This is a genomic window from Pedobacter sp. WC2501 (genome assembly GCF_052682415.1).
This window is the reverse complement of the sequence record NZ_JBQZFI010000001.1, coordinates 3,666,584-3,681,048: the sequence shown is the minus strand read 5'-3', so window position 1 is coordinate 3,681,048 and position 14,465 is coordinate 3,666,584. Positions and strand designations below refer to the sequence as shown.

The following is a 14,465-nucleotide window of genomic DNA, read 5'->3' as shown; positions in this document are numbered from 1 at the left end:
AGAGGTGCTGAAATAAATTCAGCATGACGATCGCCCTAGTTTCATGAGCTTAAAGTTAGTCAGTATGAATAAATATTAATGGAACTGAAGTTTATAGGCACATTGTCTAAAAATACTTGCTATCAACTAACTAACCATTGACCATCAACCATAACTCTCCACTATGAATTTTCGACTAAAAAAGGTATTTTAACGGCTTCAAATAAAACTAAACAACCCTAATGGCATTAAGCAGGATTTGGTCGGCATTTATTATTGTAGCTATTGTTGTAGCTTGTATTAAATGCTTTTTCTTTGGGCAAAGCGATATTTTTAACTGGATGGTAATCGGAAAGTCCGATGATCCGGCAAATCCGCTTAAATTGGACGGAATTATTCAAACCTGTTCCATTGCTGTAAAACTTTGTATTGAGTTGGTAGGCACTTTGGCTTTGTTTATGGGCTTTATGGCTATTGCAGAAAAAGCAGGTGGTATCCGTTTATTATCAAGGATGATCAGCCCATTTTTTTCAAAGCTTTTTCCCGAAGTGCCAAAAGGTCACCCTTCTATGGGCCACATGATCATGAACTTTTCAGCAAACTTATTAGGTTTAGATAATGCAGCAACCCCTTTCGGTATTAAAGCCATGGAAAGTTTGCAGGAGTTGAATCCGAATAAAGATGTTGCCAGTAATTCGCAGATTATGTTTTTATGCCTGCACGCCGCAGGTTTGTGTTTGATCCCTGTAAGTGTAATTGCCATCCGCTCAACCCAAAATGCGCAGGATCCTACCGATATTTTTATTCCCTGTATGATTGTAACCTTTGTAGGTACCATGGCTGCAATGCTGATTGTTTCTTTCAAGCAGAAAATCAATCTTTTACAACCTGCTATTTTAACATGGGTTTTAGGAATTTCAGCCGTAATTGCAGCCATAGTGTGGTATGTGAGCCGTTTAAATGCAGCAAGCGTTACTTCTTTCTCTGGCCTGCTAAGTGGTGGACTTATTTTACTGATCTTTTTACTCATCGTTATTGGTGCGCTATACAAGAAAATAGACATTTTTGATTCTTTTGTTGAAGGCGCAAAAGGCGGATTTGAAACGGCCATCAAAATTATACCCTATTTAGTGGGGATTTTAGTTGCCGTATGTATGTTGAGGACTAGCGGAACTTTTGATGTAATTATGAACGGAATTAAACATGCTTTCATCTTTTTAGGCGCAGATACCCGTTTCGTTGATGCACTACCTACGGCTTTGATCAGGCCTTTGAGTGGCGGAGCGGCCAGGGGCATGATGGTGAGTACCATGATTGCCAACGGACCAGATTCTTTTGCCAGCAGATTATCAGGGGTGTTTCAGGGTGCATCAGATACCACTTTTTATGTAGTAGCTGTTTATTTTGGCGCTGTTGGCATCAGAAATACCCGTTATGCAATTGGTTCGATGTTATTGGCCGATTTAGTTGGCGTAATTACTGCGATAAGCATGGCTTACCTCTTTTGGCCTGGATTAAAATAAAAGCATAAAAAATCTCCATTTGAGAAAAGCCAAATGGAGATTTTTTTTTATGAGCATTATATCAGATGTGCATAAACTACGAAACCGGAATGGAAATCCTATTGATGATTTCATCAATAGCATCAGGATCAATTGCTACATTTTTCGAAGCACACCATTTTTCTGTTTTATTATCTAACCAGATACAGAAAGAATGATAGCCATCTAAAACAACGGCATAGGTTTCGTGAAAATCATCTTGAATACGCATGCAAAATCCCTTAAAAATTTTGCCTCTAACATTGAATTGCAGGGTGGAATAATTTTCTAACATGGCTCATTATATTTTTGGTTAATTTACAACAAATTATAAACGAGAATGTTTCGTTAATTTAAAGGAATTAATAATTAATTCTTAAGCTAACAGAAAAGACTTAACCTATGTTTAACATGTTGGAATAGCCTTTAGCTATTAAACGCTTTTTTGAGGGTAAAAATATTTCGCACTGCAGATTTAATATCGTGCGGCCTCTTTTTACAATCGAGGTTTCTGCAACAACTTCGTCGCCTTCGCTGGCCGTAGCAAAATAATCGATATAATTATTTACGGTGGTGTATCGTTCATTTAATCCCATCGTAAAAACAGTTGCTCCAATTAAATCATCAATAATACCTGCCGTTACACCGCCATGCAAAATTTGATAAGGATTGGTCATTTCTTTACGGATGGTATACTGGCACACCAATATGCCATGATCTGCTTTGATTAAAACCGGAGCCAGCCAGTTCATAAAGTTTGAAGGCGAATTGGTAATTACCTTGCCAATTGATTGCCTTAAAAAAGTTAAACGCTGTTCGCTTAAAGATGGTTCCATTAGATGTAAAATGTTATCATGTAAGATGGATGAGGTAAAAGTAGGAAAAATGGAGCATAATCGGTAGTCCGTAGTCCATAGTCCATAGTCCATAGTCCATAGTCCATAGTCCATAGTCCATAGTCCATAAGATGGAACGGCTGGCAGAAAAAAGGTTTAATGGCGCCAAATAAAAATGGAAGATGTAATCATGTAAGATGGATAATGGGGTAAGTTCACATTATGGTCATCCATCTTACATCTCCCCTCTTACATCCTCCATTCTTAAATTGGAATAATAACTTTAAAACTCAAATTCCTGCCCATATTGTAAATCCCTGACCGGCCATTTGGTGAGCGGTTATAATATTCGAAATACTTCAACCTGTTTAAATTTGATTGATAGGCGATATTGAAAATATTATCGGCCTGAAGAAAAATATCGAATAAGGTTTTTCCTTTTTTAGTTTTTAGTGTCGATCCTATTCCACCATTGATTAAAGTATAACCTGAGGTAAAGGTTTCCGTATTATCCAGCGCATAAAATTTATCCTGATCAGCGAAAAAAGCAGCATCAATTTTAATATAAGGTTTGTCAAAAATACCAACAGGCTTTTGCGCTGTCGCCTTAATTTCCGTTCTCAATTGTAAAGGCGGAATAAAAGGCAAATATTTCGCGTCTCTACCATGTTTATCCAAGAGTTCCTGGTTTTGGTTCAACCCGACTACATAAGCGAGACTATTATTGAAACTTAGCCATTTTAAATTTGCAGGATGTAGATTTATCGAAATTTCTGCACCATATAATCTGGCTTTTGATTGCTGATACTGATAGGTTAAATTACCAGGAACAATAACCACCGGATTTCCGTTGGCATCAGTTAAGCGCGATTGATAAATGTAGTTCTGAATATTGTTATTAAACAGTTCAACACTTATTTCAGCATCTTTTAAGTAAGCAATAATGCCAATATCTTCCTGAAGGTTAAATTCTGGTTTAAAGGCCCTGTTGCCCAGGTACACAATATGCGCTCCTGGATCTAATCCATTCGAACCGATTTCTGTGATATTTGGAGCCCTATACCCTCTCGCAATATTGGCCTTAATCAAAAGTTTTTCTGAAATATTATACGTTAAGCCCAGGCTTCCTGATAAGCCATAGTAGTTTTTATTAAAAGATGGAAACTGTAACTTCCCAGTAGGGTTATTTGCGCTTACCTGCTCGCCGAAACCGGTTTGTGCATTGGTACCTACATAAAAGTCGCCCCAATTGATATTCCTTCTATCGATTCTGATACCGCCGGAAACATCTACCTTGCCCATCGATTTCTTTGCGAAATAAAAAGCACCGATATCGAAAAGATCATAATCTGGAATAGGAAAATCGGTAGCAGCCTTGCTCCTGTTTCCCTGGTACATACCATTAAGCCCGATGGTACTTTCGATACCTGCAAAATCGGGCAGATTGTATTTGAGATCGTAATTAAAAGTATTTAACACCACATAAAGCCCTGCCTGATCTGGTAATGTAGGATGGTTATACTCTCTCCTCACGCTTTGCTGTCCGCCAATCAATAAATTTAAATCACTCGTTCCAAATTTAAACTGACTGGTGTTATAAAACCGGTAATGTTGAATGTGTTGATGCAAGGGATTGATGGAATAGGTATTCAATTCACTTTCAGTCACAATAGGCCTGTTTTTAATATCATCTCCATCATCCAAAACCTGCCTGGTAAATCGTCTCAATAAAGAATCTCTGCTGCCATCAGGGATTTCCATCAAATTATTATAATAGGTAATAGCCGTTTTAGAAAAGCCCCAGGCTTTATCTACTCTGGCACTGGCAGATAAATTGTATTCTCTAAAAGCTGTTCCATAAACCAGTCCATCAATTTTATTCTCGTAATTATGTGCTGTTTTCCCGGTCGCCCTAAAGGTATATTTCCAATCTTTTTTAATGTAGGCCAGTCCGAGCGATGAACCAATCATCCCATTATTACTTTGGTAATTTGCAGTAAAATCGCCCTTCAACTTTCCATCTTCAAAATTCGGCGTATAAGGAATCATATTAATTACTCCAGCCAATGCATCTGAACCATAGGTTAAACTGGCAGGTCCTTTTACAACTTCAGCCCGTGTAATACCATATTCATCTACCTCAATTCCATGTTCATCGCCCCACTGCTGCCCCTCCTGCCTTAAACCGTCATACAAAGTTAACACACGGTTATAACCTAAACCCCTTATAAAAGGCTTAGAAACATTTGGGCCAGTGGTAACCGCTGTAATTCCTGGCACCCCTTTCACAATAGCTTCTATCAGGTTTGTATTTACATTTTGATCCATTGTTTTTTTAGAAAGTATGGCAATGGGCACAGGACTTTTCCGCAATTGTGTTGCCCGGTTTACCCCCGTAATTACTACGTCGTTTAGATCTGATGCTAAACTTAATAAGTCGGCATTAACCAAAGTGGTATCTCCTTTTAATGTTATTCTAATTCTTTTTGACTGATAACCGATGCCTGAAAAAACCAGATCGCAATTTCCAGAAGCGATTCCGCTGAATTGATAGCTACCTGAACTATCCGATTTTGTTAACTGGTTAGTACCTAAAATTTTAATAGTGATGTTTTCTACAGGTACATGCTGAGAAGTCACGGATCCCTTAACTGTAACCTTTTGGGCAATGGCATTTAGTGATATAAAAAAACAGAAGCAATATAATAACGAGGATTTCATAAACACAAAAATGATTTATCTAAATATAATTTTAGACAAATCTAAATTTTAATTTACATATATCAAATAAAATATTTAGATGATATTTAAGACAAAGGTAGATAAGTGTTTAGCATAAGGCGAAAAGTGTTTTTTAATGGTGAGAGGTGGTATGGAATGCTTACAGTTTCCGGCCTTTTTTTGATCTATAAGAAAACTATAGCGTATGTCGCCAGCGGATTAGCAGATTTATGCAGAGATGGATCCTTCGATTACGCTACACTTGACAGATCTCTTAAGAAAGGTCGTCATTGCTGGCGATAATCTGAGGTGATTTAATCCCTTTAAATTCTTATTTAATTTATATTGATTTTTATACAAAAATTAACGCTCAGGGTGACACATTTAAGGGCAATGATCAAGCAAAAAGCTCTTCAAATACACTCAGCGTAACACACGTAGATATGGTAGTGCTTAAAACACTTGAGTATTTTGGGTTATGCAATTGAAATAATTTAAAGATTATTCGTATTTAAGTGCATCTACAGCGTTAGCTTTAGCTGCACGGTACGATCTAAAACTTACTGTAACCATTGTTAACAGCATTGATCCAATCATCGCTAGTAAAAATGGCCATAAACCTAGAGAAGTGCGATAAGCAAAACCAGATAGCCATTTATTTGCTAAAATATAGGCTAAGGGCCAAGCCACCAGGTTTGCTATAAAAACCATTTTAACAAAAGATCCATTGAGCATTTTTATGAGTTCGACAGTAGAAGCACCTAAAACTTTTCTGATAGCCATTTCGCGTGTGCGCTGTGTGGCAACAAAAGATATTAATCCAAAAAGGCCGATAAAAGAAATAAACATAATTACAAAGGCAAAAATCTTAAATAAAAGGCCCGTAATCCGTTCCGACTCGTAATATCCGTTAATATCGTCATCTATAAATTTTGCTGAATACACTTCATTTGGAAAATTGCTTTTCCACATGGTTTCGATGTTTCTCATCGCTTCAACAAGCTGTTTACGATTAAGCTTGACAGCCATATTATAATAGTGCTTTTTCTCCTGATAGAAAACCATGGGCGAAATTTTCTCCTGAAGCGATTGATCATTAAAATCTTTTATTACCCCAACAATTGGCCCTGTTCTTCCATTTTGCGAAATTACTTTTCCTAGTGCTAGCTGAGCATTCGAAATTCCTATTTTTTTGACAAAGGTCTCATTTGTGATGTAAGCATTTGCCGTATCACTTTTCCCGTAAACCTTACCGGCCACAAACTGAAGTCCAAACAGATCAAAATAGTGTTCATCGCTCATAGAAAGCCGCACTTCAAAGTCTTTATTCTCGCGGCCATCTACATAAAAATTGGTAGTATTCATCATACCCGAAAGTGGTGGACGTATAAAATAACTCTGCATTTCCACACCAGGTATGTGTAACAGTTTTTCTCTGAACATTTGCTGTTTGGTTAGGCTGGCACTATCTCCTGGAAAATTGATCAGCACAATCGCATCCTTTTTAAAACCAAGGGGTTTTTCCCTTACATATTGCATTTGCCTCACTACTACAACCGTAGCAATTATCAGCACAATAGTAATGGTGAACTGCATCACAATCAGCACCATGCGAAGGTTAAAATTTCCTGACTTGATGCGCACTTTATTCTTAATGGCTAAAGCAGGACTAAAACCTGAAATAATCATTGCCGGATAAAATCCTGCAAGAAAGCTTACAGTTAGCACCATAAAAAACAGAAAAACAAGAATTACAGGGCTTGCAAAAAGAGAAAGATTGATCTGCCCTTTAAATAGGCTGGCCAACTGAGGTAATAATAACTCTGAAAATATACAAGCCAACAGCATAGAAACAGTAGCAATTGCAGCAGTTTCCACTAAAAATTGAAGCACAAGCTGCTTACGCATTGCTCCCATCACTTTGCGTACGCCTACCTCTTTTGAACGGTTTACTGACTGAGCCGTGGCCAGATTAATAAAGTTGATGCATGCTGTGACTATTAAAAAGAGTCCGATAATGGCCAAACTGTACACTTCTTTTTTGGTAATAGCGGTATCAGCAAAATTATTGTAACGTTCACTAAAATGTACATCAGCTAAAGGCTGTAAGCGACTCTTTTGATTGCCTGGTAATTTTTTCTGTTTTAAATATTTATTATTTAACCTTTCTAACGACTGTTCTAATAATGGCATGGAAGCGTCTTTTTTCAGGAGCACAAAACACTCATCATATGAATTTACCGAATCCCAATCCTGGTTTTTACTCCCAGAAAAAGTTGGAAAACTTATCATAATATCCATTGGAACACTGGTACTTTCGGGTAAATCAGCAAATACGCCGACAACGGTTAGGGGGATAAAATTCCAGAGAGTAAAACTTTTACCAATAGCAAGCTGGGCGGAACCAAAAAGTGTTGTGGCAGTTTTTTCGGATAGCACTACAGTATTAGGCCGGGAAAGCGATTGTGCGGCCTGACCAAAAAGCCATTTTACCGTTAATATATCAAACAGATCAGATTCAGTAAAGTATACTTCACGAACGGCTTTAAAACGTTCAGTACCATCATTATTCTTAACCATTACCACACCACTATTGCGCGAAATTCTTGCAATTTTCTCTATTCCTTCTAACTCTTGTTTAGCAGCCGGAGCAAACGGTATGGGTACACCTGCAGAATAATCATCAAAATTATTGTATTTCCAATCGGTTACAAACCTATATATCCGATCTGCATTTTTAAAGTGTGTATCATAACTCAATTGAAACCTGATAAATATGAAGATCAAAATGCAACTTGTCATCCCGACAGACAGACCAAGTATATTAATCAAGGTATATGATCTGTTTTTAACCAGGTTTCTAAAAGCAATTTTCAAGTTTAATCTGAACATAGACTTAAATTTCGGCAAACAACTCCATTCTTATGCCAAATATAAATATGCGGTTTAAAACGGGGAAAAGGCGAATAAAATACAATTACTGTTCATAAACGAACAACACTGTACGCAAGCGGACAATAAATTTCAATATCAATATATAAATTCTCAAAATCGCCTTACAATCTATATCTAACTGATTATAAACAACCTGCACTGATTAGACTAAAATCGTCAGAAAAATCCTTTCAAAATTTTTATCCTTATATCGTCAAAAACACGGTTATTATGATTATAATTGGATGCAAAAAAGTGAGTGAAACTATAATACCTGAAGGACTGTTATACCTAAGGGAGTTGTAAATAATACTAATCCTATAAAAAGATAAACAGAATATATGTTGGTGATTAATAATTTTGAAGAGTATGAATCGCATCTGGGTAAAGAACTGGGTGTTTCGCAATGGCATACTATAGACCAGGCACAGATTAATAAATTTGCCGATGCAACCCTGGATCATCAATGGATACACACCGATCCGGAGAAAGCTAAAAATGAGGGACCTTTTAAGGCAACAATTGCACATGGATATTTAACCTTGTCGTTAATTCCTTATTTATGGAAGCAGATTGCAGATGTACGTAATATTAAAATGGAAATTAATTATGGCATTGAACGCTTTAAATTTGGTCAGGCCGTTTTAGTGGATAACGAAGTGCAGTTAAAAGCTAAATTAAATTGTATCAGTAATTTGAGGGGAATAACTAAAGTGACCATTCAGGCTACTCTTGTAATTAAAGACCAGCCAAAGCCAGCATATGTTGGTGACGTGGTATTCTTATATCATTTTATATAATCATCAGCTAATTCCGGCAATTTAATTTTGTTTCATGCCCGGAGAAATAATGTTGGCAACCTTGGTTTTTGCTAGGACAGATATAATACATAGGGCGTCATTTCGACCGCAGTGGAGAAATCTTTGGACTATGTTAAAAGATTTCTCCATTTCGCTGCGCTTCAGTCGAAATGACGTCAACTTTTTTAATCTGTAATTGATAGTTTGTAGTTGCAAGTTCACGAAACCTAAAACCTTTTAAAAAAATAACATACTTATTGAAGTAAGATTGAAAAATTGTAGCTGACGAGTTTTTATCTCGAATACAGTTTTAAAACATAAAAAGCCCGGATATCCATCCGGGCTTTTCTTATCAACTAACCTAAACTTATAAATACTAACCAAATATTTATATCGCAAATCTAAATATCGATTATTAAGCCAGTGTTAAATATTTATAACATGTTACGGAAAATTGATTCTCAATAATATCAATACAGATGCAGGCTATTTTTCCGGGGTAATCAGGCTTATTTTGCTAACTGCCACTAATGCACTGAACTGTAAGTTAAAATCAACACTTAAAAAAGTAATGCCACAAACGATTATTTTACAGCCCGGGTTGCCTTATCAAAAGACAGTACCAGGTTTTTCTGATCGACCTGCTTTAACGGCACCTCATGTGCCTTTTTACCTAGGCCGGTGGTAAAATAAACATCAGCTTTAGCAGTCTCCCCTTTTTCAATTCCGTCCTCAAACAAAGCAATCCCAAATAGGGTACTGTCAACTTTCGATGAGGCCACAACACTCACAGTTCCTAAAGCATAGTTGCCATTATTCTTCAGGGTTACAATACCCTGTTTATAGGTGTAACTCACTCCTTTCAATGTTTCCAGATAGGTTTTATTCTTACTGGTGATACGCTGATAAGTTTGCCCGTAACCTGAAAATCCACAGGCTGCCAGCAGTAAAACAAAAATGATTTTTTTCATGATCTTATGGAATAAACAATAACATAAATATCGCGAAAAAACTTATTATAAATTGGCAAAAAATATTTTTTGTTAATACAAAAAGATGATTTCAAAAATTAAGGTAGTAAGGTATAATCGGCCTGATATTAAAGGTGAGTACGATTTTCGCCGTAGAAATTATTGATTATAATTGATGGCATAATCTGCAATTAGTTCACATTTTATCTAAATATTTACAATAATTAAATAAAAATAATTTCCAATATCAATACCACCAGCACTGCTGTCAGCGTATTCAAAAAATTGACCATATTATTGCCAATTATCTCTTTGCGCTCAAGTACTGCACCCAGTATAGAATCCGTCAGGTTTCCCACTATCCCAGCAATAACGATAAAGTAAAAGTTAATATTCCATCCGTTTCCCAGCGCATAAATAACAGCAATAATACAGCTACCGCCAATACCGATCACCGTTCCTTCCAGACTGATTACACCATCCATCCCGCAACGTTCTGGACGGAAAGAAATAATATTAAAAAACCGCTTTCCATAAACCATTCCTAGCTCTGAAGACAGCGTATCTGCAGTAGCCGAAGCAAAAGCAGCCGCCATAGCCGGAAGCATTAAATAAGTGAGTGAGGGATAAAATAAAACCACTGTACCCGCAATACCGGCAGCCCCGGCATTGGCCAACACCTGCAGCACACTACGGCCATTTTTAGTTTCTGCACTTGTGGCAAAAGGCTGCTTTTTATGCTTCTGCCAGGAAGTGGCTGCAGAACCCATGATAAAAAACAGGCTCATCATTGCAACGCCTGTATAACCAGCGGCGATATAAATAAGACAGGCCAGCATACCTCCAGTCAACGCAGCCGGAATAGTCAGTTTTTTGGCCAAGGTACTATAAACAATACCAGCAATTATGATGATAGGCAAAAAGATGCCGTTATTAAACATATCGCAAATATATTTGAATTATATTGATGAAGAAGCCATAACATTCTATACTCTTAAAAACTTAGCTTGCCTAATTTAACAGATAAGTAACAACCTGTACTCTCCATCATTTTCTATTGGTGCCCGGTGGATGCAGGGTAAACATTTTTTCTCAGGATGATCTACTGCCAGCCTCCATAAATGGCCCAATCCCAGGTTTACAGGTATTGCACCTGGTTTGGCCTGGTAATGCAGATCAAAATAATGTTCCGTCAAAAAGCTTTCAAATTCTTCCTCCGAACCATCATGCAATTCCTTGAGCTTCTGCCGGATTTCCGGTACCTGTACTTTTTGCTCAGCCTGATGATTGGGTAAAATTTCGCTGGCGGCACCATAGTAGGTACATAAAAATGTATCTGTACCAATGGGCGATCGGTCTACATGAAAAGAATATACATCTGTTGAAATGAAATCAAACTCCTCATCCCGTTCATAACCTTTAATTAAATTAAGGGAAGGCGATGTTCCTGAATCTGCCAACAGCTGAAAATCGCTCTGGATAACCGCCCTGGCCATACTTCCTTTTTCTGAAAGCTCGAGCGCCTGGAGATCTTCCATAGATACTTCTGTCAGATCCGCTTTCAATTCAAGTTTGCACACAATTTCCTTAAAATCGCCCAAAAGGTCTCTATGCCAGGAAACGGCGTTAATATCTCCCTTAAAATCTGTATCCAAAAGATCAGAAAAAGTGGAGACCATCGCAACCTGTGAACGTTCAGAAAATTTTTTATCCATTTTTTAGTGAAGCCATATAGCCGATATGAACTGCAAAAATAAGGAATAATAGTTCAGAGGATAAGTTAAATATGCGAAGGTTGCAAATTTTACTATAAAATATACCACATATACGTGATATAATATGTTTCCATTTAATATCTTTGCCCACCTTGAAGATATTCCATTTTTAAAGCATAAAAAATGAAAACCAAAATTAACGTTTTTGCTATCCTAACATTCTACATTATCGCCATATCGCTTCGTTATCTCACTAATAAAACTGACCTCCTGGAAGGAGTATCAAGCAACTTTCTGAAAGTTATTTTGCAAGGTATTTCACCAGCAATCGGTGCAATAGCAGCATTCTACATCTTTAACATAAAACCCACACTCAACCTCAAAGGAAATTACAGCAAAATAAGCATCCCTTTTCTTTTATATTGGGCAATTCCTATCGTATTGATTTCGGGAGCAGAATATTTTATAAAAGGAACCATAACACCAGCTATAGTGATTTCAATTTTGCTTTATGGACTTTTGGAGGAAATCGGATGGCGTGGCTTTTTGCAGCGTGAACTAAAGCCCTTGCCAGAGTTTTTAAACATCCTGCTTGTTGCATCGCTATGGTTTATCTGGCATCTGAACTTCAATCTAACCAGTTCAAACCTGGTGTTCTTTATAATTTTAGTCTTTGGAAGCTGGGGAATCGGAAAGGTTGCAGACAGCACCCATTCGCTACTTGCGGTATCTGCCTTTCATTCACTTAACAACTTTTTTACCGCAATGGATACCACCAAAATGATTTTGCTTGTAAGCATACTGTTAATTTGGGTAATTGCTCTTATCATTAGAAAAAAAAATCAGCAGCGACCTACATCTTATCAAAGTAGTTGAGCCCCTGACAGAACCATTTTAGAAAAAGAATCGATGACATAAAAGTTAATTTTTACGCGCTCATAAATCGAAACGTATAGACAGTAAAAAACAATTCCTTGATTTGCTTACAAGCTTCAGGGCTTTGCATACATGCTTATGATTTGGCTTGCCGACCTTTGGATCATGGAAATTAAAAAAATAGCATTGGGCAGCCAGGGTCTGGTTGTGCCCACAATTGGCCTTGGGTGCATGGGCATGACAGGTTTTGAAGAGGGGCATATGTATGGCCCTTCCGATGAGCAGGAAGCGATTGCGACGATTCACCGTTCACTTGAATTAGGCGGTAATTTTTTAGATACTGCCGATCTGTACGGACCGCTGAAAAATGAACAGTTGATCGCCAAAGCGATCAGTGGCAAACGTAATCAGTATATTTTAGCGAGCAAATTTGGCTGGGAGATCGATGATAACAATAAGGTAACCTGGACAATTAATGGAAAGAAAGAATATGTAAAGAAATCTTTGGAACGTTCGCTCAAAAACCTGAATACAGATTACATCGATCTGTATTACCTGCACCGCCTGGATAAAAATACACCGATCGAGGAAACGGTTGAGGCGATGGCCGAGCTGGTTAAAGAAGGCAAAGTGGGTTATATTGGTTTGTCGGAAGTTTCATCCGAAACGGTTAAGCGGGCGCATGCCGTGCACCCGATCACTGCCGTACAAAGCGAGTACTCTCTGTTTGAGCGGACAGTGGAAGAACGTGGGGTTCTGGCAACCTTACAGGAACTGGGCATTGGTTTTGTAGCGTACTCACCACTAGGCCGTGGATTCTTATCCGGACAGATCAAAAGTATAAATGACCTGCCTGAAAACGATTTCCGCAGAGCAATTCCGCGTTTCCAGGGTGTACAGTTTGACAAAAATATTGAGTTGGTGAAAGCCATCGAAGCAATGGCTGAAGCTAAGCAGGTTACTTCGTCGCAACTGGCATTGGCCTGGATCATGAGCAAGGGCATCCTTCCGATCCCGGGAACTAAACGCCGGAAATACCTGGAGCAAAACATTGCAGCAACAACTATTGTATTAACGGAGTCGGATCTGGCGCAACTGGAAAACATCGTTCCTTTGGGTACGGATACCGGCGCGCCTTATGATGAGTTCAGTATGGGCTTAATTGATTAAATTTGTTTTATGAACGCCATTAACTCAATATCAGAATTTCACCGTTTGCTATCTTTACCAGAACCCCGCCACCCACAGGTCAGCGTGATCAATCTGGCGGAAAGTGTCTTTTTGGAAGATGAGATCTGGAAAGGTTTCGTTAACCGCTTCTATTGCGTGGCACTCAAACGTGAAGCCAAAGGCAAGATCAGGTACGGACAGCAACATTACGATTATGATAAAGGAGTATTGAGTTTTACCGCACCTAACCAGGTACAACAACTGGACCTGCAAAATATGGAATGCGGGTCTGGTTACCTCCTGATTTTTCACCCTGACTTCCTGTTACAGCATCCCCTGGCCAACACAATTAACCACTACGGCTTTTTCGATTATGCGGTTAACGAAGCGCTGCATCTATCTGGCGAGGAAGAAGATGACCTCATCACTATCCTCCATAAAATTGATAAGGAGTGCCAGCATATCGATAAATATACCCAAGAGATCATTCTCACGCAGATCGAGAGCCTGTTAAAATACTCCAACCGTTTTTATGAGCGGCAGTTTTTGACCCGAAAGAATAATAATTCAGCACTGCTAACCAGGTTCGAGCAGTTGATCGATGAATATTTTAATAACGACGTACAGGTTTTGCTCACGGTACAATTTATTGCCGGACAAATGAACCTGTCGCCGAATTACCTGAGTGACCTGCTCCGGGTTCATACCGGGCAAAACACACAGCAGCATATCCATGAAAAACTGATCGCAAAAGCCAAGGAAAAACTTTCTACGACCAGCCTATCGGTCAGTGAGATTGCCTATGCGCTGGGCTTCGAACACCCGCAATCTTTTAGTACGCTTTTCAAAAAGAAAACGAATTTATCTCCGCTGGAATTTCGTCAGGCTTTTAACTAAACAACGGATATTCGAGGAGGTGTAC

General features: G+C 38.3%; 12 protein-coding genes. 5 read left to right on the top strand and 7 right to left on the bottom strand.

The window, feature by feature from the left end; all coding sequences use genetic code 11:
* Positions 1–221: 221 nt before the first annotated feature.
* Positions 222–1,502, top strand: a complete 1,281-nt coding sequence (locus tag ACUN24_RS15525; RefSeq protein WP_445563323.1) for a nucleoside recognition domain-containing protein — start codon at positions 222–224, stop codon at positions 1,500–1,502.
* A 76-nt stretch (positions 1,503–1,578) separates the two neighbouring features.
* Here ACUN24_RS15525 and ACUN24_RS15520 read toward each other — a convergent pair whose 3' ends face one another.
* The 4 genes from ACUN24_RS15520 to ACUN24_RS15505 form a co-directional block, all read right to left on the bottom strand.
* On the bottom strand, positions 1,579–1,752 hold the full coding sequence (locus ACUN24_RS15520; RefSeq protein ID WP_165902604.1) for a hypothetical protein: 174 nt from the start codon (positions 1,750–1,752) through the stop codon (positions 1,579–1,581).
* A gap of 163 nt (positions 1,753–1,915) precedes the next feature.
* On the bottom strand, positions 1,916–2,356 hold the full coding sequence (locus ACUN24_RS15515) for a PaaI family thioesterase (protein ID WP_445563322.1): 441 nt from the start codon (positions 2,354–2,356) through the stop codon (positions 1,916–1,918).
* A gap of 264 nt (positions 2,357–2,620) precedes the next feature.
* Positions 2,621–5,077: a TonB-dependent receptor gene (locus tag ACUN24_RS15510; RefSeq protein ID WP_445563321.1), complete on the bottom strand. Its 2,457-nt coding sequence runs from the start codon at positions 5,075–5,077 to the stop codon at positions 2,621–2,623.
* Between the two features lie 501 nt (positions 5,078–5,578).
* Positions 5,579–7,969 carry an ABC transporter permease gene (locus tag ACUN24_RS15505; RefSeq protein WP_445563320.1) on the bottom strand — a complete coding sequence of 797 codons (2,391 nt, stop codon included), beginning with the start codon at positions 7,967–7,969 and terminating at the stop codon, positions 5,579–5,581.
* 383 nt (positions 7,970–8,352) lie between these two features.
* On the opposite strand from ACUN24_RS15505, the gene ACUN24_RS15500 reads away from it, so the two are divergent.
* On the top strand, positions 8,353–8,811 hold the full coding sequence (locus ACUN24_RS15500) for a MaoC family dehydratase (RefSeq protein WP_445563319.1): 459 nt from the start codon (positions 8,353–8,355) through the stop codon (positions 8,809–8,811).
* Positions 8,812–9,395: 584 nt separating this feature from the next.
* On the opposite strand, the gene ACUN24_RS15495 is transcribed toward ACUN24_RS15500, so the two are convergent.
* From ACUN24_RS15495 to ACUN24_RS15485, 3 genes are all read right to left on the bottom strand, one after another.
* Positions 9,396–9,782: a hypothetical protein gene (locus ACUN24_RS15495; RefSeq protein ID WP_445563318.1), complete on the bottom strand. Its 387-nt coding sequence runs from the start codon at positions 9,780–9,782 to the stop codon at positions 9,396–9,398.
* A gap of 224 nt (positions 9,783–10,006) precedes the next feature.
* On the bottom strand, positions 10,007–10,723 hold the full coding sequence (locus ACUN24_RS15490) for a DUF92 domain-containing protein (RefSeq protein ID WP_445563317.1): 717 nt from the start codon (positions 10,721–10,723) through the stop codon (positions 10,007–10,009).
* 75 nt (positions 10,724–10,798) lie between these two features.
* Positions 10,799–11,497: a DUF1826 domain-containing protein gene (locus tag ACUN24_RS15485; protein WP_445563316.1), complete on the bottom strand. Its 699-nt coding sequence runs from the start codon at positions 11,495–11,497 to the stop codon at positions 10,799–10,801.
* 183 nt (positions 11,498–11,680) lie between these two features.
* On the opposite strand from ACUN24_RS15485, the gene ACUN24_RS15480 reads away from it, so the two are divergent.
* From ACUN24_RS15480 to ACUN24_RS15470, 3 genes are all read left to right on the top strand, one after another.
* The gene (locus tag ACUN24_RS15480; RefSeq protein WP_445563315.1) at positions 11,681–12,373 is read left to right on the top strand and encodes a CPBP family intramembrane glutamic endopeptidase; all 693 of its coding nucleotides are present in this window, start codon (positions 11,681–11,683) and stop codon (positions 12,371–12,373) included.
* A gap of 165 nt (positions 12,374–12,538) precedes the next feature.
* Positions 12,539–13,543, top strand: coding sequence for an aldo/keto reductase (locus ACUN24_RS15475; RefSeq protein ID WP_445563314.1), 1,005 nt, complete (start codon positions 12,539–12,541; stop codon positions 13,541–13,543).
* A gap of 9 nt (positions 13,544–13,552) precedes the next feature.
* Entirely contained in the window at positions 13,553–14,440 is an 888-nt protein-coding gene (locus tag ACUN24_RS15470; RefSeq protein ID WP_445563313.1) for a helix-turn-helix domain-containing protein, read from the top strand.
* Positions 14,441–14,465: the final 25 nt, after the last annotated feature.